The sequence below is a fragment of the Devosia ginsengisoli genome, assembly GCF_024707105.1.
Lineage (GTDB): Bacteria > Pseudomonadota > Alphaproteobacteria > Rhizobiales > Devosiaceae > Devosia > Devosia ginsengisoli_A.
Map to the genome: position 1 here is coordinate 47,947 of NZ_JANQAJ010000008.1, position 18,182 is coordinate 66,128.

General features: G+C 61.7%; 17 protein-coding genes and 5 pseudogenes. 4 read left to right on the top strand and 18 right to left on the bottom strand.

Annotation, left to right across the window (positions count from 1 at the left end; translation table 11 throughout):
* Position 1: 1 nt before the first annotated feature.
* The 13 genes and pseudogenes from rplP to rpsL all read right to left on the bottom strand — a co-directional run bounded on the left by rplP (position 2) and on the right by rpsL (position 8,996).
* The gene (gene rplP / locus NVV79_RS09735) at positions 2 to 415 is read right to left on the bottom strand and encodes a 50S ribosomal protein L16 (protein WP_146289254.1); all 414 of its coding nucleotides are present in this window, start codon (positions 413 to 415) and stop codon (positions 2 to 4) included.
* A 16-nt stretch (positions 416 to 431) separates the two neighbouring features.
* Complete coding sequence (gene rpsC / locus NVV79_RS09740) at positions 432 to 1,175, bottom strand: 30S ribosomal protein S3 (RefSeq protein WP_303988521.1); 744 nt, start codon at positions 1,173 to 1,175, stop codon at positions 432 to 434.
* Positions 1,175 to 1,555 carry a 50S ribosomal protein L22 gene (rplV, locus tag NVV79_RS09745; protein ID WP_303988524.1) on the bottom strand — a complete coding sequence of 127 codons (381 nt, stop codon included), beginning with the start codon at positions 1,553 to 1,555 and terminating at the stop codon, positions 1,175 to 1,177. Before rplV ends, rpsC begins: the two co-directional genes overlap by 1 nt.
* A 1-nt stretch (position 1,556) precedes the next feature.
* Positions 1,557 to 1,836 (bottom strand): annotated as a pseudogene (gene rpsS / locus NVV79_RS09750) (30S ribosomal protein S19).
* A gap of 3 nt (positions 1,837 to 1,839) precedes the next feature.
* Positions 1,840 to 2,683: pseudogene (rplB, locus tag NVV79_RS09755) on the bottom strand (50S ribosomal protein L2).
* 18 nt (positions 2,684 to 2,701) lie between these two features.
* A pseudogene (locus NVV79_RS09760) lies at positions 2,702 to 2,997 on the bottom strand (50S ribosomal protein L23).
* A pseudogene (rplD, locus tag NVV79_RS09765) lies at positions 2,994 to 3,615 on the bottom strand (50S ribosomal protein L4). Before rplD ends, NVV79_RS09760 begins: the two co-directional pseudogenes overlap by 4 nt.
* Positions 3,616 to 4,312 (bottom strand): annotated as a pseudogene (rplC, locus tag NVV79_RS09775) (50S ribosomal protein L3).
* Positions 4,313 to 4,399: 87 nt separating this feature from the next.
* Complete coding sequence (gene rpsJ, locus NVV79_RS09780) at positions 4,400 to 4,708, bottom strand: 30S ribosomal protein S10 (RefSeq protein WP_035080820.1); 309 nt, start codon at positions 4,706 to 4,708, stop codon at positions 4,400 to 4,402.
* A 67-nt stretch (positions 4,709 to 4,775) separates the two neighbouring features.
* Positions 4,776 to 5,966, bottom strand: coding sequence for an elongation factor Tu (gene tuf, locus NVV79_RS09785; RefSeq protein ID WP_303988545.1), 1,191 nt, complete (start codon positions 5,964 to 5,966; stop codon positions 4,776 to 4,778).
* Positions 5,967 to 6,036: 70 nt separating this feature from the next.
* Positions 6,037 to 8,127, bottom strand: coding sequence for an elongation factor G (gene fusA / locus NVV79_RS09790; RefSeq protein ID WP_303988548.1), 2,091 nt, complete (start codon positions 8,125 to 8,127; stop codon positions 6,037 to 6,039).
* A 12-nt stretch (positions 8,128 to 8,139) separates the two neighbouring features.
* Complete coding sequence (rpsG, locus tag NVV79_RS09795) at positions 8,140 to 8,610, bottom strand: 30S ribosomal protein S7 (RefSeq protein WP_035080814.1); 471 nt, start codon at positions 8,608 to 8,610, stop codon at positions 8,140 to 8,142.
* A gap of 14 nt (positions 8,611 to 8,624) precedes the next feature.
* Positions 8,625 to 8,996, bottom strand: a complete 372-nt coding sequence (gene rpsL / locus NVV79_RS09800) for a 30S ribosomal protein S12 (RefSeq protein WP_035080811.1) — start codon at positions 8,994 to 8,996, stop codon at positions 8,625 to 8,627.
* A 498-nt stretch (positions 8,997 to 9,494) separates the two neighbouring features.
* Here rpsL and NVV79_RS09805 point away from each other — a divergent pair, with 498 nt between their 5' ends.
* A complete protein-coding gene (locus tag NVV79_RS09805; protein ID WP_303988569.1) occupies positions 9,495 to 10,595 on the top strand; it encodes an NAD(P)-binding domain-containing protein in 1,101 nt (366 codons plus the stop codon).
* Here the strand turns inward: NVV79_RS09805 and NVV79_RS09810 are convergent.
* The 4 genes from NVV79_RS09810 to NVV79_RS09825 all read right to left on the bottom strand — a co-directional run bounded on the left by NVV79_RS09810 (position 10,592) and on the right by NVV79_RS09825 (position 14,690).
* A complete protein-coding gene (locus tag NVV79_RS09810) occupies positions 10,592 to 11,707 on the bottom strand; it encodes a Gfo/Idh/MocA family protein (RefSeq protein ID WP_303988572.1) in 1,116 nt (371 codons plus the stop codon). The genes NVV79_RS09805 and NVV79_RS09810 overlap by 4 nt on opposite strands.
* 49 nt (positions 11,708 to 11,756) lie before the next feature.
* On the bottom strand, positions 11,757 to 12,539 hold the full coding sequence (locus NVV79_RS09815; RefSeq protein ID WP_303988573.1) for an ATP-binding cassette domain-containing protein: 783 nt from the start codon (positions 12,537 to 12,539) through the stop codon (positions 11,757 to 11,759).
* 3 nt (positions 12,540 to 12,542) lie between these two features.
* A complete protein-coding gene (locus NVV79_RS09820) occupies positions 12,543 to 13,667 on the bottom strand; it encodes an ABC transporter permease (protein WP_303988574.1) in 1,125 nt (374 codons plus the stop codon).
* 81 nt (positions 13,668 to 13,748) lie between these two features.
* Positions 13,749 to 14,690 carry a sugar ABC transporter substrate-binding protein gene (locus NVV79_RS09825; RefSeq protein ID WP_303988590.1) on the bottom strand — a complete coding sequence of 314 codons (942 nt, stop codon included), beginning with the start codon at positions 14,688 to 14,690 and terminating at the stop codon, positions 13,749 to 13,751.
* A gap of 23 nt (positions 14,691 to 14,713) precedes the next feature.
* On the opposite strand from NVV79_RS09825, the gene NVV79_RS09830 reads away from it, so the two are divergent.
* From NVV79_RS09830 to NVV79_RS09840, 3 genes are read left to right on the top strand one after another with little or no spacing between them, the layout of a single operon-like run.
* Positions 14,714 to 15,454, top strand: a complete 741-nt coding sequence (locus NVV79_RS09830; RefSeq protein ID WP_303988576.1) for a hypothetical protein — start codon at positions 14,714 to 14,716, stop codon at positions 15,452 to 15,454.
* Positions 15,451 to 16,056: a GNAT family N-acetyltransferase gene (locus NVV79_RS09835; RefSeq protein WP_303988579.1), complete on the top strand. Its 606-nt coding sequence runs from the start codon at positions 15,451 to 15,453 to the stop codon at positions 16,054 to 16,056. The genes NVV79_RS09830 and NVV79_RS09835 overlap by 4 nt, the downstream gene beginning before the upstream one ends.
* Positions 16,053 to 16,640: a TetR/AcrR family transcriptional regulator gene (locus NVV79_RS09840; protein ID WP_303988582.1), complete on the top strand. Its 588-nt coding sequence runs from the start codon at positions 16,053 to 16,055 to the stop codon at positions 16,638 to 16,640. Before NVV79_RS09835 ends, NVV79_RS09840 begins: the two co-directional genes overlap by 4 nt.
* Positions 16,641 to 16,687: 47 nt before the next feature.
* Here the strand turns inward: NVV79_RS09840 and NVV79_RS09845 are convergent, their stop codons facing one another.
* The gene (locus tag NVV79_RS09845; protein ID WP_303988584.1) at positions 16,688 to 17,776 is read right to left on the bottom strand and encodes an esterase-like activity of phytase family protein; all 1,089 of its coding nucleotides are present in this window, start codon (positions 17,774 to 17,776) and stop codon (positions 16,688 to 16,690) included.
* Positions 17,777 to 18,182: the final 406 nt, after the last annotated feature.

Below are 18,182 nucleotides of genomic sequence, written 5' to 3' on the forward strand. Positions count from 1 at the left end.
CTTAGTCGGCAATGCGGGTGACAACCCGCGTCATGATCGGAAGCTTCATCGCGCCGAGGCGCAGGGCTTCCTTGGCAACGTCCTCGGGGACGCCGTCGATTTCGAATACGATACGGCCGGGCTTCACGCGGGCCGCCCAGTATTCCACCGAGCCCTTGCCCTTACCCATACGCACTTCGGTCGGCTTCTTGGAAACCGGCACGTCCGGGAAAATGCGGATCCACACACGGCCCTGGCGCTTCATCTCGCGGGTGATCGCGCGGCGGGCCGCTTCGATCTGGCGAGCAGTGACACGCTCGGGTTCGGTCGCCTTGAGGGCATACTGGCCGAAAGCCAGCTCGGTACCGCCCTTGGCAACGCCATGGATACGGCCCTTGTGAGCCTTGCGGAACTTGGTCTTCTTAGGTTGCAGCATAATCGATCTAACCTTCTTATGCGCGTTCGCGGTCACGGTCGCCGCGTTCACGGCGCGGTTCGCGTTCAGCGCGCTGGCCGCCCTGGTCGGCGCCTTCGGTGGCGCGACGCTCATGGGCAGTGGGATCATGCTCGAGGACTTCGCCCTTGAAGACCCAGACCTTGATACCGATGATGCCATAGGTGGTCTTGGCTTCGGCCGTGCCGTAGTCGATATCCGCACGCAGCGTGTGCAGCGGAACGCGACCTTCGCGGTACCATTCGGTACGGGCGATATCGGCACCACCGAGACGGCCACCAACGTTCACGCGGATGCCGCCGGCGCCCATGCGGATCGCCGTTTGCACGGCGCGCTTCATGGCGCGACGGAAAGCCACGCGGCGTTCGAGCTGCTGGGCGATGCCCTGGGCAACCAGCGTCGCATCGGTTTCGGGCTTCCGCACTTCAACGATGTTGATGTGCACTTCGCTGTCGGTGAACTTCTTCACCTTGGCGCGGATCTTGTCGATGTCAGCGCCCTTCTTGCCGATCACGATGCCCGGACGAGCGGTGTGGATCGACACGCGGCACTTGCGGTGCGGGCGCTCGATGACGATCTTGGAGACCGCGGCGGCCTTGAGGTCCTTCTCGAGAAGGGTCTCGCGGATCTTCAGGTCTTCCTGCAGCAGCGTTCCGTATTCGCCCTTGTTGGCGAACCAGCGGCTGTCCCAGGTGCGGTTGATGCCGAGGCGGAAGCCGATTGGATTGATCTTCTGGCCCATTATGCGGCCTCCTCAACTTGCCGGACGATGATCGTCAGATGCGAGAACGGCTTTTCGATGCGCGACGACCGGCCACGGCCACGAGCGGTGAAACGCTTCATGACGAGCGAATTACCAACAAAGGCTTCCGCAACGACGAGCGCGTCGGTGTCGAGGCCATGGTTGTTCTCGGCATTGGCGATGGCGCTCTCGAGCACCTTCTTCACCTGGCCGGAGATGCGCTTGTGGCTGAATTCGAGTTCGGCCAGGGCCTTCTCGACCTTCTTGCCACGGATCAACTGCGCGACGAGGTTGAGCTTCTGAGGGCTGATGCGCAGCATGCGCAGGACAGCCTTGGCCTCGTTGTCTTTGAGCGCGCGCTCGGTCTTTGGCTTGCTCATCTTACTTCCTCTTGGCCTTCTTGTCGGCCGCGTGACCGTAATAGGTACGGGTCGGGGCGAACTCGCCGAACTTGTGGCCGATCATGTCTTCGGTGACGGTCACCGGAACATGCTTCTGGCCGTTGTGCACACCGAACGTGATGCCGACAAACTGCGGCAGGATCGTCGAACGGCGCGTCCAGATCTTGATCACGTCGTTGCGGCCGGACGCTCAGGGCCTTCTCGGCCTTCTTGAGCATGTAGCCGTCGACAAACGGCCCCTTCCAGACTGAACGGGTCATGACTTACCTGCCCTTCTTCACGTGACGGCTGCGAACGATAAACTGGTCCGTTGCCTTGTTGCTGAACGCGTACGCTTGCCCTTGGTCGGCTTGCCCCACGGAGTAACCGGGTGACGGCCACCAGAGGTACGGCCTTCACCACCACCATGCGGGTGGTCGATCGGGTTCATGGTCACGCCGCGGTTGACCGGCTTCTTGCCGAGCCAACGGTTGCGACCGGCCTTGCCGAGCGAGGTGTTGGCGTGGTCCTGGTTGGACACGGCACCAACGGTGGCCAGGCACGAACCATGGACACGGCGCTGTTCGCCCGAGTTGAGGCGCGAAGGATCGCCCAGCCCTGGTCACGGCCGACATACTGGGCATAGGCACCGGCAGAACGGGCGACCTGGCCACCCTTGCGGGGCTTCAGTTCGACGTTGTGCACGATGGTACCGACCGGCATGCGCTCCAGCGGCATGGCATTGCCCGGCTTCACGTCGACGGTGTTCATCGAGGAGATGACCTTGTCGCCGGCGGCCAGACGCTGGGGAGCAACGATGTAGGCCAGTTCGCCGTCTTCGTATTTGACGAGAGCGATCCATGCGGTGCGGTTCGGATCGTATTCGAGACGTTCAATCGTCCCGACTGCGTCGAACTTCACGCGCTTGAAGTCGATCATGCGATAAGAGCGCTTGTGACCACCACCACGGTGGTAGGCGGTGATGCGACCGGTGTTGTTACGGCCGCCGCTCTTGTTCAGGCCTTCGGTCAACGACTTGACCGGGGAGCCCTTCCAGAGTTCCGAACGGTCGGTCGTGATAAGGGTACGACGGCCTTCGGAGGTGGGATTATAAGTCTTTAGAGCCATTTTGCTGTCTCTTGTCCCTTAGAGGCCGGTCGAAATATCGATCGACTGGCCGTCGACGAGGGTCACGATGGCCTTCTTAACGTCATTGCGGACGTACCAACCTTGCCACGGAAGCGCTTCACCTTGCCCTTGCGGACGAGGGTGTTCACTGCCTTGACCTTGACCGAGAAGAGCTGCTCGACGGCGGCCTTGATCTCGGTCTTGCTGGCATCAATCGCCACGTCGAAAACGACCTGGTTGTATTCCGAAGCCATCGTCGACTTTTCGGTCACGACGGGGTTACGGACGATATCGTAAGCGGCAAGCTTGTTCATGCGAACCTCGCTTCGAGCGCTTCGAGCGCTGCCTTGGTCAGGACGAGCTTGTCGCGCTTCAGGATCGAAACAACGTTGATCCCCTGGATCGGCAGCACGTCGATGTTCGGGATGTTGCGGGCGGCCAGAGCAAAGTTCTGGTCGACGTTTGCGCCATCGATGATCAGCGCGCTTGCCCATTCCAGCTTACCGAAGGTGGTACGCAGGGCAGCCGTCTTGGCTTCAGCTTCTGAGCAACGCTGTCGAGAACGATCAGCGAGCCAGCCTTGGCCTTGGACGAGAGAGCGTGCTTGAGAGCGAGAACGCGGACCTTCTTGGGAAGATCGATCGCGTGGCTACGCGGGGTCGGACCGAATGCACGGCCACCACCACGGAACTGGGGAGCCTTGCGATCGCCGTGACGAGCGCCGCCCGGCCCTTCTGCTTCTTGAACTTCTTGCCCGTGCGCACGCCTTCGGAACGGTTCTTCACGTCGTGCGTGCCGGCCATTGCCTTGAGCTGCTGGTAGCGAACCATACGGTGCAGGATGTCGGCGCGGACTTCGAGACCAAAGACATCGTCCTTGAGATCGACCGTACCGGCGGACTTACCGTCGAGAGTGGTTACCTTGAGTTCCATTTACTTCGCTTCTCCCGCAGCAGCGGCCTCGAACGAACCCGGCAGGGCAACGTTCGCGGGAGCCGGCTTCTTGACGGCGTCCTTGACCATGATCCAAGCGCCCTTGGCGCCCGGAACCGAACCCTGGATCAGCAGCAGACCACGTTCCACGTCGGTCTTGACGACCTTGACGTTCTGCGTGGTGATGCGACGATCGCCCATGTGGCCCGGCATCTTCTTGTTCTTGAAGGTCTTACCCGGGTCCTGACGGCCACCGGTCGAACCGATCGAGCGGTGCGAAACCGACACACCGTGGGAAGCACGCAGACCACCGAAGTTCCAGCGCTTCATACCACCGGCAAAACCCTTACCGATCGACGTACCAGTGACGTCGACAAGCTGGCCCTCGGCGAAGTGATCCGCCTTGAGGGTGGCGCCAACCTCGATGAGGTTTTCAGCATCAACGCGGAATTCCGCGACGTGACGCTTCGGCTCGACCTTGGCAACGGCGTAGTGGCCGCGCTCAGCTTTTCGAGACATTCTTGGCCTTGGCCTGGCCTGCGCCGAGCTGCAGAGCAACGTAGCCGTCCTTCTCGACGGTGCGCTGTGCTACCACCTGGCAGTTCTGCAGGGCCAGCACCGTGACCGGAACGTGCGAGCCGTCCTCGGCGAAGATGCGGGTCATCCCCAGCTTCTGTGCGATCAATCCAGAACGCATCGGTTATACCTTCTTGTTGGCGCTCTGCCGGGTCATGGCTTCAGAGGACCCTTTTTGCGGCAGGCGCGGAAACTTATTGTCGTATTCTTAGAGCTTGATTTCGACGTCGACGCCGGCGGCGAGATCGAGCTTCATCAGTGCATCGACCGTCTGAGGGGTCGGGTCCACAATGTCAAGCAGACGCTTGTGGGTCCGGATCTCAAACTGCTCACGCGCCTTCTTGTCGATGTGCGGCGAGCGGTTGACGGTGAACTTGTCGATGCGGGTCGGCAGCGGAATCGGACCGCGAACCTGGGCACCCGTACGCTTTGCGGTGTTGACGATCTCGCGGGTCGAAGTGTCGAGCACGCGATGGTCAAACGCCTTGAGGCGGATGCGGATATTCTGACCGTTCATCTTCTCAAATCCTGACGGAAAAAGATCGCGGCGCGCTTAATCGCGCGCCGCGAATGTCTCAAAAGGCTTACTTCAGGATCGTGGCGACGACGCCCGAACCAACGGTACGGCCACCTTCACGGATAGCGAAGCGGAGCTTCTCTTCCATGGCGATCGGAACGATCAGCTGAACGTTGATGTTCAGGTTGTCGCCCGGCATCACCATTTCGGTGCCTTCGGGAAGGGTCACGATACCGGTCACGTCCGTGGTACGGAAGTAGAACTGGGGACGGTAGTTGCCGAAGAACGGAGTGTGACGGCCGCCTTCTTCCTTGGTGAGGATGTAGACCTCAGCCGTGAAGTCGGTGTGCGGGGTCACGGAACCGGGCTTGCAGAGAACCTGGCCGCGCTCAACCTGAGTGCGGTCGATACCACGGATCAGAGCGCCGATGTTGTCGCCAGCTTCACCCGAATCGAGCAGCTTGCGGAACATTTCGACACCGGTAACGGTGGTCTTCTGGGTTGCCTTGATGCCGACGATTTCGACTTCTTCGCCAACCTTGACGATGCCGCGTTCGACGCGACCGGTAACCACGGTACCACGACCCGAGATCGAGAACACGTCTTCGATCGGGAGGAGGAACGGCTGGTCAACCGGACGTTCCGGCTGCGGGATGTATTCGTCAACAGCAGCCATCAGCTCGAGAACGGCGTCGTGGCCGAGCTTCTGGTCCGAGTTTTCGAGAGCGGCGAGAGCCGAGCCCTTGATGATCGGAATGTCGTCGCCCGGGAATTCGTAGGACGAGAGCAGTTCGCGAACTTCGAGTTCGACGAGCTCGAGCAGTTCCGGATCGTCGACCATGTCGCACTTGTTCAGGAACACGACGAGAGCCGGCACACCGACCTGACGAGCGAGCAGGATGTGCTCACGGGTCTGGGGCATCGGGCCGTCAGCAGCCGACACGACGAGGATCGCGCCGTCCATCTGGGCAGCACCGGTGATCATGTTCTTCACATAGTCAGCGTGGCCGGGGCAGTCGACGTGAGCGTAGTGACGCTTTGCAGTCTCGTACTCGACGTGAGCGGTGTTGATGGTGATGCCGCGGGCCTTCTCTTCAGGGGCCGCGTCGATCTGATCGTACGCCTTGAAGGTCGCGCCGCCGGTCTCAGCCAGCACCTTGGTGATCGCTGCGGTCAGCGAGGTCTTGCCATGGTCAACGTGACCGATGGTGCCGATGTTGCAGTGCGGCTTGGAGCGGGAAAATTTTTCCTTACCCATAGCTTTTCTCCAAATTCGTCAGCGCAATGGCCGACATACAGTTGAGTTTCTTGACTAGCTTGCGCTGGTTTTAGGCGTACTTGGCCTGGACTTCGTCAGCGACAGCCTGCGGGACCTGTTCGTAGTGATCGAACACCATGGAATACTGTGCACGACCCTGGCTCATGGAGCGCAGCGAGTTCACATACCCGAACATGTTTGCAAGCGGCACGAACGCATTCACGACCTGAACAACACCACGGCCTTCAGTGCCCTGGATCTGTCCACGACGCGAGTTGAGATCGCCGATGACGTCGCCCATGTAATCTTCCGGCGTGACAACTTCAACCTTCATGATCGGTTCGAGAATTTTCGGACCGGCTTCACGAAGAGCCTCACGGAAGCCTGCACGGCCGGCGATTTCGAACGCGAGCACCGAAGAGTCGACGTCGTGGTAAGCGCCGTCGGTCAGGGTGACCTTCACGTCAACGACGGGGAAGCCGATCAGCGGGCCTGCGCCCATGACCGATTCGACACCCTTGAGCACGCCCGGGACGTATTCCTTGGGAACAGCGCCGCCGACGATGGCGTTGACGAACTCGAGACCCTTGCCAACTTCACCCGGCTCGACAGTGATCTTGATACGAGCGAACTGACCCGAACCACCCGACTGCTTCTTGTGGGTGTAGTCCTTGTCGGTCTTGCGCGTGATCGTCTCACGGTACGCAACCTGCGGCTGGCCGATATTGGCTTCAACCTTGAACTCGCGACGCATACGGTCGACGAGAATGTCGAGGTGAAGTTCGCCCATGCCCGAGATGATGGTCTGGCCGGATTCTTCGTCGGTCTTGACGCGGAACGACGGATCTTCAGCTGCCAGGCGGTTCAGGGCGAGGCCCATCTTTTCCTGGTCGGCCTTGGACTTCGGCTCGACGGAGATGTCGATAACCGGATCCGGGAAGATCATGCGCTCGAGGATAACCTGCGAGTTGGTCGGAGCCAGCGTGTCACCGGTCGTGGTGTCCTTGAGGCCGACGATGGCGACGATGTCACCAGCAAAGGCTTCAGTGATCTGCTCACGGCTATTGGCGTGCATCTGGAACATGCGGCCAACGCGTTCGCGCTTGCCCTTCACGGTGTTTTCCAGGCTGATGCCGGCTTCGAGGTGACCCGAATAGATGCGGCAGAAGGTCAGCGTACCCATGTGCGGGTCGTTGGCGATCTTGAAAGCCAGCATCGAGAGCGGTTCAGCATCGTCAGCGTGACGTTCGATCGGCTGCTCGGTCTTGGCGTCGATGCCCTGGATAGCAGGAACGTCGAGCGGGGACGGCAGATAGTCGATAACGCCGTCGAGCAGGGGCTGCACGCCCTTGTTCTTGAACGCCGAGCCAGCGAAGACCAGGAAGAACTTGGCACCGATGACGCCCTGACGAAGCAGGCGACGGATGGTGTCGTTGTTCGGCACTTCACCGTTGAGGTACGCTTCCATCGCAGCGTCGTCCATTTCGACGGCGGCTTCGATGAGCTGTTCGCGGTACTTGACGGCCTTGTCCTTGAGGTCGGCCGGAATGTCGACGACATCCCACTGAGCGCCGAGCTCTTCGTTGCGCCACACCAGAGCATTCATCTCGATGAGGTCGACAACGCCCTTGAATTCGGTTTCAGCGCCGATCGGCAGCTGAACCGGAACGCCACGGGCACCGAGACGCGAACCGATCATTTCCACGCAGCGGTAGAAGTCGGCGCCGGTCTTGTCCATCTTGTTGACGAAGATGAGACGCGGAACGTGGTACTTGTCGGCCTGACGCCACACGGTTTCGGTCTGCGGTTCAACGCCAGCGTTGGCGTCGAGCAGAGCGACGGCACCGTCGAGCACGCGCAGCGAACGTTCGACTTCGATGGTGAAGTCCACGTGGCCGGGGGTGTCGATGATGTTGAAGCGGTGCTGGGTACCGTTGCGGTCCTTCCAGAACGTGGTCGTAGCGGCCGACGTAATGGTGATGCCGCGTTCCTGTTCCTGCTCCATCCAGTCCATGGTCGCAGCGCCGTCGTGGACTTCGCCGATCTTATGGGACTTGCCGGTGTAGTAGAGGATGCGTTCGGTCGTGGTCGTCTTGCCAGCATCGATGTGAGCCATGATGCCGAAGTTACGATACAGATTAATAGGATATTCGCGTGCCATAGGGCGCTCCTACTACCAGCGGTAGTGCGAGAAGGCACGGTTGGCATCAGCCATACGGTGCGTATCTTCGCGCTTCTTGACGGCCTGACCACGGCCATTCATCGCGTCCATGAGTTCGCCCGAGAGGCGCTCACGCATGGTGTTCTCGCCGCGCTTGCGGGCGGATTCGATGAGCCAACGGATGGCCAGGGCCTGCTGACGGTCAGTGCGGACTTCAACCGGAACCTGGTACGTAGCACCACCAACGCGGCGCGAACGGACTTCAACGGCCGGACGGATATTGTCCAGGGCATTGTGGAACACAGTGATCGGGTCCTGCTTCGTCTTGGTTTCGACGATGTCGAAAGCGCCATAGACGATGGATTCTGCAGCCGACTTCTTGCCGTCCTTCATGAGCGAATTCATGAACTTGGAAACGACCAGATCGCCGAACTTGGGATCAGGAATAACTTCACGCTTCTCGGCGCGGTGACGACGGGACATCGCTCAATATCTCCTTACTTCGGACGCTTCGCGCCATACTTGGACCGGCGCTGCTTGCGGTCCTTCACGCTCTGCGTATCGAGGACGCCGCGGAGCACGTGGTAGCGAACGCCCGGCAAATCGCGAACGCGACCGCCGCGGATGAGCACAACGGAGTGCTCCTGCAGATTGTGACCCTCACCCGGGATGTAGGAAATCACTTCGCGCTGGTTGGTCAGGCGAACCTTCGCAACCTTACGCAGAGCCGAGTTCGGCTTCTTCGGGGTCGTGGTGTACACACGGGAGCAAACGCCGCGCTTCTGCGGATTGGCTTCCATGGCGGGAACTTTGTTCCGCTTTGGCTTGCTGGCGCGTGGCTTGCGGATCAGCTGATTAATGGTGGGCATTGCGCTCTTTCCATCGTCCAAAAATTCTAGTTCGGTCTACACAAGCAAACCAAAGTGGCGCTCATCCGAACCTACAAAGGATCGGGCGGCGCCCCAATTTGCAGCGGACCAGCCCCAAAAATGAGGACGGTCATGCGCACATTGATTTGCTTCGTCTAGTTACCCGACAGTGTGTTTGATTGTCCTGGATTCCCGCGCTAGATGGCAGGGACCCGGTGTGACAACCACGACCGACCGCTAAGGTAGGCGCTGTTTAGAACCGTTGACTCGCTCAGTCAAGGATTCTTTCGTGGAAAAATTCGCGGGAGAGCTATGCATTCCGGGACGTTTGGCCCGTTTGGCGGTCCATTGGCGCAATGGACGGATTCGCCCGAAGTCGTTCGGCAAGGGTTAACAGAGTCTCATTTTGAGTCACACATGGGAGCCCTGCCCGCGTCACCGACTTGCCTCTCTCCATTGCTGCACCTAACTCTGGACCGCCTGCCGGAGTTCTCCCTCGTGACCGACCAAACACCACGCGCCGCCCTCAAACTCGACATCGTGGTGATTGGCGCAGGACAGGCGGGATTGAGTTCGGCGTATCATCTCAAGGCATTGGGACTGGTGCCGCAGCGCGATTTTCTGGTTCTGGACCAGGCGCCGCAGGCGGGTGGTGCGTGGCAGTATCGCTGGCCTTCTCTCACGCTGAGTACCGTCAATCGGGTGCATGATCTGCCGGGGATGGGTTTTGCGGAGTTTGCGGGGAGCGATGCGAGTGTGCAGGCGTCGGTGGCCGTGCCGCACTATTTTGCGGCTTATGAGGAGCACTTTGGGCTGGGTGTAGTGCGGCCGACGCATGTGAGCGTGGTTTGCGACCGGGGTGAGCGGCTGCGAGTCGAGAGCGATCGCGGGCTGTTTTCCGCACGCGGAATCATCAATGCGACCGGGACCTGGGAGAAGCCGTATGTTCCGGAGTACCCGGGGGCCGAGGGTTTTGGCGGGAGGCAGCTGCATACGCGCGACTACAAGACGGCGGACGAGTTTGCCGGGAAGCATGTGCTTGTCGTTGGTGGCGGGATTTCGGCGGTGCAGTTGCTTGGCGAGATTTCCAAGGTGACCCGCACGACCTGGGTGACACGCACACCGCCGCGTTGGCGGGAGGGGCCGTTCCGGGAGGAAGACGGACGCGCGGCCGTGGCCTTGGTCGAAGAGCGGGTGCGTGTGGGATTGCCGCCGCGGGCGGTTGTTTCGGTGACCGGGTTGCCGGTGACGCCGGCGATCGAGGCCATGCGGGAACGGGGGGTGCTCGAGCGGTTGCCGATGTTTACGGAGATCACACCGAGCGGCGTGCGCTGGGAGGATGGGACGGCGCTTGATGTCGACGTCATTCTCTGGTGCACGGGGTTTCGCAGTGCGCTCGATCATCTGGCGCCGTTGCAATTGCGCGAGGAGAGCGGCGGGATCGTCATGACCGGGCGGTTGGCGACGCAGGTCGCGAAAGACCCGCGGGTGCATCTGGTGGGTTACGGACCATCGGCCTCGACGATTGGGGCGAACCGGGCCGGCAGTGCGGCGGCCCGGGAATTGACGGCGTATCTGGGGCTTGATCGGAAGAGTTAGGCGAGGTCGATCCAGCGCTGCTCTTCGTGGCTGCGAGCCATGGCGTGGACGGTGCGCTCGATCTCGAGCCCACTGGTGAAGTCGACCACCCTGCCCTTTTCGCCCGAAATGGTGCGCAGCAGTTCGTGGCATTCGATGACTTTCAGGTCATTGAAGCCAAGGCCGTGGCCGGGCGCTGGGATGAAGCGGTCGTAGGGTTTGTGGGCCGGGGCGGCGATGATGGTCTGGTAGCCCTGGGCGGTTGACGGGCCCGTGGCGCGATAGAGCTGTAGTTCGTTCATGCGCTCCTGATCGTAGACCAGACTGCCGGCGGAGCCGAAGATTTGCACGGCGATGCGGCCCTTGCGGCCCCAAGCGGAACGATTGACCGAGAGGACGCCGCTGATGGCGCCGATCTCGAAGAGGACGCTGGCGATGTCGAAGGTTTCGACGGTGCGGCGGCTGCCGTTGGCGGTTGGGCGGTCGGGATAGGGCTTTGACTGGTGGGCGAAGACGCGGGTCGGGTTGCCGAAGAGCGTTTGGAGCAGGCTCAGCGGGTGGACGGCGAAATCGTCGAGGGCGCCGTAGCCGGAGCTGGCTTCGCTCTTCCAGTAGAACTGGGCCTCGGGGTCGGCCATGAAGTCTTCGTCCATTTCGACGCGGACATGATTGACCGTGCCGACGGCGCCGGAGGTGATGAGTTCGCCGATCTGTCGGACGAGCGGGTTCTGGATGTAGTTGTAGCCCAGGATCGCGACCTTGCCGCTTGAGCGGGCGGCGACTTCCATGCGTTGCGCTTCGGAGAAGCCGACGGCCATGGGTTTTTCACACCAGACGTGCTTGCCGGCTTCGAGGGCGGCGACGGCCATTTCGGCGTGGAAAGCATTGGGAGTGGTGATGGAGACCACCTGCACTTCGGGATTGGCGATCAGCTCGCGCCAATCGGCGGTTGCGCGCTCAAAACCGAATTCTTCGGCGCGCTGGCGGGCCAGGTTGATATTGGCTTCGGCGAGGTGGACGAGGCGCGGTCGGGGGCCGGAGCCGAAGACGGGTTTGACCGAGGTCCAGGCCAAGGCGTGGCACTTGCCCATGTAGCCGGTGCCGATGAGGCCGACGCCGATGGTGTCTGTCATGATGTCCTCAAGATGATGACGGGGCGCCCGGCGGCGCCCCGGTCGATTGCTAGATGGTGCCGCCGAGGGAGCTGCTGAGTTCGGCCAGCTCGGCGCCGCCGGCCATCATGTCCTGCAATTCCTCGGGTTTGAGTTCGCCCTTGCGGGCGGTGCCGAGAGTCTTGCCGCGGTTGAGGACGGTGAAGCGATCGCCCACGGCCATGGCGTGGCGGACATTGTGGGTGATGAAGATGATGCCGACGCCGGTTTTTCGCACGCGGTCGATGGTGGCGAGGACATTGGCCGTCTGGCGGACGCCGAGGGCGGAGGTTGGCTCGTCGAGGATGAGCACCTTGGCGCCAAAGTACACGGCGCGGGCGATGGCGACGGTCTGGCGTTCGCCGCCCGAGAGGGTACCGACGGCCTGGTCGGGTTCACGCAGGTTGATGCCCATGCGGCGCATCTCGTCGAGGGTGACCTGATTGGCCTTTTCCATGTCGAGGAACTGGAAGGGTCCCCAGCCCTTTCGCGGTTCGCGGCCCATCCAAAAGTTTCGCGTGACCGACATGAGCGGGATCATCGCGAGGTCCTGGTAGACGGTGGCAACGCCCGCGGTCATAGCATCGCGCGGATTGGCGAAGTTGATCTTTTCGCCGTTCATGCGGATTTCGCCCGAGGTCGGCTTGTGGACGCCGGCCATGGTCTTGATGAAGGTCGACTTGCCGGCGCCATTGTCGCCGAGGAGGCAATGGCATTCGCCGGGCATGACGGAGACCGAGACGCCATTGAGGGCGATGACGGGGCCGAACTGCTTCTTGATGTCGATGAGTTCGATGAGCGGTGTATCGGCCATGGGTCAGCGCTCCCCCGTGATCAGGCGGCGGATATAGGTATTGAGGATCACTGCGAAGAGCAGGATGACGCCGAGGAAGACGCGGAAGAGCGAGCTTTCGACGCCGGCGAAGAACAGACCTTGCTGCACGACACCGAAGATCAACGCACCGAGGGCGGCGCCGATGACTGAGCCATAGCCGCCGGTGAGCAATGCGCCGCCGATGACCACGGCGATGATGGCTTCGAACTCCTTTAGGAGGCCGCGGTCGGCGGCGGCGGAGCCGAATTCCATGACCTGGCAGGTGGCAAAGACCGTGGCGCAAAAGGCGGAGAAGACGAACATGGCGATTTTTACGCGGTTCACCGGGACGCCGACATAGCGGGCGGCTTTGGCGTCGCCGCCGGCAGCGTAAATCCAATTGCCGAAGCGGGTACGCGTAAGGAGAATGTGACCGAAGACGATGAGGGCGAGAGCCCAGACCATCAGCATGGGAATGCCATCGACCACCGGCTGCCCTGCCCTGTTGCCGGCCTGGAAGGTGGCGATCAGCCCCATGTCGGCAAGCCAGGTGAAGATGAAGCCCAAAATCTTGCCGCCGAAGAGCGGGGCGAGCCAATCGCCTTCGGCCGCCTCGCGGACGCCGCCGATGATGGTCTGGCGCGTGGTGGCGATGGAGAAATAGATGGTGAGACCGCGCAGGATATAGAGCGAGGCCAGGGTGACGATGAAGGATGGCAGGCCGGTCTTGATGACGAGGTAGCCATTGGCCATGCCGATGAGCATTGCAACGATGAAGGCGGCGATGATGGAGGCCCACATGGGCCAGCCGAGATGTACGCTGAGAAGCGCTATGACGATGCCGGCAAAGCCGATCATGGAACCGACGGAGAGATCGAATTCGCCGGCGATCATCAGGAGACAGGCGCCGACTGCGATGATGACGAACTGGGCAGAGACGACGCCCCAGTTCATGATGCCATCGGCGGCGAACATGCCGGTGCCACCGGCGACCACGGCGAAATAGATAAAGACCAGGACCGTGCCGGTCATGGCGCCCAATTCGGGGCGCACGAAAGCTCGGCGCAGGGCCGACTGGCGCTGGATGCGCTCGTCTGCGGCCGCCACGCCCGAAGGCTGCTCAACCATTTTCTTGACCTTGTGCTGAAGGGCGCTCAGGGCGCCACGAGGGCAATCGGGGCCGCTGAAGCGGCCCCGAGCTCGTAGAGATCAGCGGTACTGACCGGCATATTGCTCGACGAGAGCAATATTGTCCTTGGTGATAAAGCCCGGGCCGGAATTGATCGAATTGCCCGGGACCACGCCGTAGCGGGCCAGATTGGTCAGGATGACGACTGGCAGGTAGCCCTGCAGGTAGGGCTGCTGGTCGATGGCGAAGTTGATGGTGCCATCCTTGACCGCCGTGGCGATTTCGCCGGAAAGGTCGAAAGTGCCGAAGAAGATGGCGCCGGCCTTGCCGTTGTCATTGAGCGCGGCGATGGTCGGATGGGCCGAGGTGGGGCCCAGGGTCAGGATGCCGTTGGTATCAGGATTGGTCTGAAGATAGGCGGCGACCTTGGACTGGATTTCACCGGGGTCCTGGCCCGCGTCGATCATCTGATTGCCGAGTTCGACGCCGAGCGCGTCAGCAAAACCCCGGCAACGTTCAACCGAAGCCGGGTTGGTAATGTAGTGATTGACGCAAAGGAAGCTGGTGACGCCAGCGGCCTTGGCCTTTTCTCCGGCACCGAAGCCGGCGTCGTATTCGGGCTGACCGACGTGGAGCAGCGCACCGATCTGCTTGGACTGTTCCACCGTGCCCGAATTGATGGTGATGACGGGAATGCCGCGCGCCACGGCATCGCCGAGCGGGCCGGACAGCACGTCGAAGTCGGCGATGGTCGAGATGATGCCATCCGGATTGGACGCCGCCGCCTGCTCGATGATGCGAGCCATGTCGGCGAGGTCGCCCGTGGGCGGATTGCGGTATTCAACGGTGACGCCCATCTGTTCGCCCGCCAGGGCAATGGCGTTCTTGATGGTGTTCCACCAGCTGTCGGAATCCGGCGCGTGTGACACGAGCACGAACCGCTCGCCCTCGGCCGCGGCCGGGATTGCAACGGCCGGCAATGCAATGGCAGCCAGCGCCAGGGCCGCCAGGCCCTTCGTCAGAATGTTCATCGATTTCCTCCCTTGTGAACGAAGATCACAAATGGCTTATACATTCCATTTTGGATCCATCACGAAACAAACATTCCATTTTTATCTGTCATGGTCAAGAGAGGACTTTTTCGGGTCGGGCGACGCGGTCCTGCGTCCTTGGGCGCTCCATTGACAACTTCAACACGACAACATACCAACCGGTCGGTCTGGAGGATTTGATGTTGCGCACTCTCACGATACCATCCTGGCTGCACGATGTTTTTGGCGAGCAGCAGCAACCGCTCGAAATGGTGGGGATCATCGCTTTCGGGCTGGGTGTACCAGTTGCTGCCGTATTTCTGGCGCCTGCGGCTTTTGCCGAGGTGCCGATCTGGCGGTCGGCGCTGGCGCTGCTGTTGATCGCGGATATTGCGGCGGGGTGCATTGCCAACCTGACGGCAGGAACCAATGACTTCTATGCGGCGCGACCGCGAAACCGCCTGGTGTTTCTGGCGGTGCATGTCCACATCCTGGCGGTCGCTTTTCTGCTCAACCTCGACATGGTGATGGCTGCAGCGATCTGGGCCTATACGATTGCGGGCGGAGTGGCGGTGAATGCGCTGCCGCGGGGCTCGGGACAGCGCGTGGCTGCGGGCCTGCTCTTTGCCGTGGGCGGAAGTGCGCTGATTTTGCTGGCCGGACAGTTCCCGCTGCTTGCGGCTGTGGGATTGCTGTTCATGCTCAAGGTAATGGTGAATTTCGCCGTCGATCACCGGGCCGAGGCGCGGACATGATGACGGTCCGGGCATTGCAGGCGTCGGATCGCGGGGCGTTTATTGAGGTGATGGCGGCGGCATTTCGCTGGGATCCATTGATCGTTGCGACGATCGGCGAACGGCCGGAGGCATTGCGGGCCTTTCTGTCCTTCATGTTCGATATGACGATGCTGGTGCGTGGGAGGCGGTTGGGCGTCTTCGAGGGGGAGAGGCTTGCGGGCTGCGTGCTTGTCGAGCCGCCGGAGGGACGCGGTTTGCTTGATGGAATGCGGATGGTGGGTGCGGCTATCCTGTTTCTGCCGGTTGCGTTAAAGCTTCCGAGAACCAGTACGGCACTGTTCAATCGCTATCTCAACGTTACGCGTGCGGCCGCGCCGCGGGAGCCGCATGCCTATCTTACGATGGTGGGCGTGGACCCGAGGCATCAGGGCAAGGGGTTTGGGCGGGTGCTGATTGAAGCGGCCGCAGGTGCGGCGGTGGAGATGGGCGCGGCGGGGGTGGCGCTCGATACCGAGAATCCGGTGAATGTGCCATTGTATGCAAAACTCGGCTTTATCCAGACTGCACGGCTGGAACTCGGCCCGTTCACCAGTTTCTGCATGTATCGTTCGATCCGATGACCCAAACCGACACCCAGGCGCTGCTGGCGAGCCACGCGCTGCGCCTCTTTCTCGAACATGGCTATGAGGGGACCAGCCTCTCGGACCTGATGAAGGCCAGTGGGCTCTCGAAGGGGGCGGTCTATCACTATTTTCGCAGCAAGGAGGAGCTGTTCGAGGCGGCCATCGAACAGTTTTTCCTGCGCTTCCTGCCTGGGGAGGACAGCGGGGTGGAGGCGCAGAAGGGATTGCGCGCCTGCGTCATGGCCATGGTAGAGGGCTATTGTGGCATGCTGGCCGCCGTGGCCGAGGCGACGCCGGATCGATTGGCCTATTTTCGGTTTCTGATCGCCATTACGCCCAGGATTGCACCGCAATTGCAGGAGCGGCTGACGTTGGCTCGCCAGCAGATTGTCGAGGCGGCGATGAGGGAGCAGGAAGCGGGGCAGCTGACACGTGCGGTCGAGCCCGAGGATATTGCGGATCAATGCCTGGCGCTGATCGAGGGCACCGGGTTTCTCGCGACGATATCGGCAGAGCCCGGGGACGAGGAGCAGGCGCTGCGGCGGATTGTCGGGCGGTTTCTAGACGGGCTTTATCGCTGAGAACCGAAAAGGGGCCTCGAAGGGCCCCTTCCCTTTTGTCGGAAAAGTCACTCGGTGATGGTGAGAACCACGAACTGGGTGAACTGGCCGTTGGCGTTGAAGTTGTTGTCCGAGGCGATGACCAGGGTCTTCTTGCCATCGACTTCAGGGCCAAAGGTGACGGATTCGATATTGTCGATGTCGAGGCCAAAATCGCCCTCGGCGAGGGTGAAGGCCGGTTGCTTGGTGATGGCGACGGCATCGGCCGCGGCCTTTTCCTGGCCGTTGATGTCGGTGGCGCCATCGAGGCTGGCGGTGAAGAAATTGATCTGGTTGCCGACGCCCGAGGCGAAGGAGCGTTCCACCACGAGGAAGCGGCCGTCTTCGAGGGTCAGGAATTCGGAGACGCCGTTGTCGTTGAAGATGTCGCCGGTGGTCGCGGTTGGCGCGATGGCGATCGGGTTGGTTTCGTAGATGTATTCGGCGGTCGGCTGGCCGGAGGCGAGGTCGAAAGCAATGACGCGCGAGGGCGAGCCGGCTTCGAGGGTGGCCTTGGCGCCGTCTTGCGCGAGGGCGTTTTCGGTAGCGGCGTAGAGGGTCTTGCGGTCGGTAGAGAGGGTCAGGGCTTCGAAGGCCAGGTTGCCGTAAACGCCGGCTGTCTTGTCGGCGTTGGGCGCGTAGTAGTCTGGGACAGCGAAGGAGCGGAGCATGGTGCCGTCGAGGCGGGCTTCGTAGATTCCGGGGCGGCCGGAGACGTCGCCCTCGCTCGACCAGAGAATGGTGCGGGTGGCCGGGTTGAAGCGGATGGATTCGGGGTCGATGCCATTGAAGGGGAAGGCGTTGCCCTCGAGGTCGCGCAGGGTCACGCGGCGGATGACGTCGACGGCGGAAAGGCCTTTGGCGTCGATCTTGAGGCCGATCTCATAGTAGCGGGCCGGAGCGCGCTGCGAGCGGTCGTCGGAGATGGCGTAGAAGAGGCCGGAGCGGGCGTCGTAGTCGAGGCCGGAGATGCCGCCGAATTCCTCGCCGGCGATGATGAGACCGGTCGGCAGCGTGATCGAGCCGAGGAGGTCGACCTTCATTGCCGCGTCCTGGGCGAAGGCGGGCGTGGCGAGGAGAATAGCGAGAGCGGCGAGAATTTTAGTCTTGGACAGCATGGAAAACCTCCGTCGGGCGATGGTGGGATTTTCTAGGCCCCGGGCGTGAAGGCGCGATTGCAGGCGGGTGAATGGGGGATGACAGCGGGGCTCTTATCACCCCTACCCGCGTATAGGCTCAACCACGAGGCGTCACCCTCGGGCTTGACCCGAGGAGACTTCACTTAGCCAAAGCGCCGCAAGTGTAGAGCCCTCGGGTCAAGCCCGAGGGTGACGGTTTGGGGGTGACGGTCTGAGGTTGGCAAACAAAAGGGGCCCCTGCGGGCCCCTTTTCTATTCTTTGGTTCGAAAACCTTACTCGGCAGCAGGAGCTGCGAGGCGGGTGGTTTCGGCCTGGCGGCGGCGTTCCTCGAGGATGAGGTCGTCGCGCTTGGAGGCGATGAGCTTGGCCTTGGTCTGGCCGGCA

Excerpts from the sequence above, each read along its gene's own strand:
- rpsG (WP_035080814.1), bottom strand. The coding sequence starts at position 8,610 with ATGTCCCGTCGTCACCGCGCCGAGAAGCGTGAAGTTATTCCTGATCCC.
- rpsC (WP_303988521.1), bottom strand. The coding sequence starts at position 1,175 with ATGGGCCAGAAGATCAATCCAATCGGCTTCCGCCTCGGCATCAACCGC.
- tuf (WP_303988545.1), bottom strand. The coding sequence starts at position 5,966 with ATGGGTAAGGAAAAATTTTCCCGCTCCAAGCCGCACTGCAACATCGGC.
- rplP (WP_146289254.1), bottom strand. The coding sequence starts at position 415 with ATGCTGCAACCTAAGAAGACCAAGTTCCGCAAGGCTCACAAGGGCCGT.
- NVV79_RS09815 (WP_303988573.1), bottom strand. The coding sequence starts at position 12,539 with ATGGCCGATACACCGCTCATCGAACTCATCGACATCAAGAAGCAGTTC.
- NVV79_RS09820 (WP_303988574.1), bottom strand. The coding sequence starts at position 13,667 with ATGGTTGAGCAGCCTTCGGGCGTGGCGGCCGCAGACGAGCGCATCCAG.
- NVV79_RS09840 (WP_303988582.1), top strand. The coding sequence starts at position 16,053 with ATGACCCAAACCGACACCCAGGCGCTGCTGGCGAGCCACGCGCTGCGC.
- NVV79_RS09845 (WP_303988584.1), bottom strand. The coding sequence starts at position 17,776 with ATGCTGTCCAAGACTAAAATTCTCGCCGCTCTCGCTATTCTCCTCGCC.
- rpsJ (WP_035080820.1), bottom strand. The coding sequence starts at position 4,708 with ATGAACGGTCAGAATATCCGCATCCGCCTCAAGGCGTTTGACCATCGC.
- NVV79_RS09835 (WP_303988579.1), top strand. The coding sequence starts at position 15,451 with ATGATGACGGTCCGGGCATTGCAGGCGTCGGATCGCGGGGCGTTTATT.
- rplV (WP_303988524.1), bottom strand. The coding sequence starts at position 1,555 with ATGAGCAAGCCAAAGACCGAGCGCGCGCTCAAAGACAACGAGGCCAAG.
- NVV79_RS09810 (WP_303988572.1), bottom strand. The coding sequence starts at position 11,707 with ATGACAGACACCATCGGCGTCGGCCTCATCGGCACCGGCTACATGGGC.
- fusA (WP_303988548.1), bottom strand. The coding sequence starts at position 8,127 with ATGGCACGCGAATATCCTATTAATCTGTATCGTAACTTCGGCATCATG.
- rpsL (WP_035080811.1), bottom strand. The coding sequence starts at position 8,996 with ATGCCCACCATTAATCAGCTGATCCGCAAGCCACGCGCCAGCAAGCCA.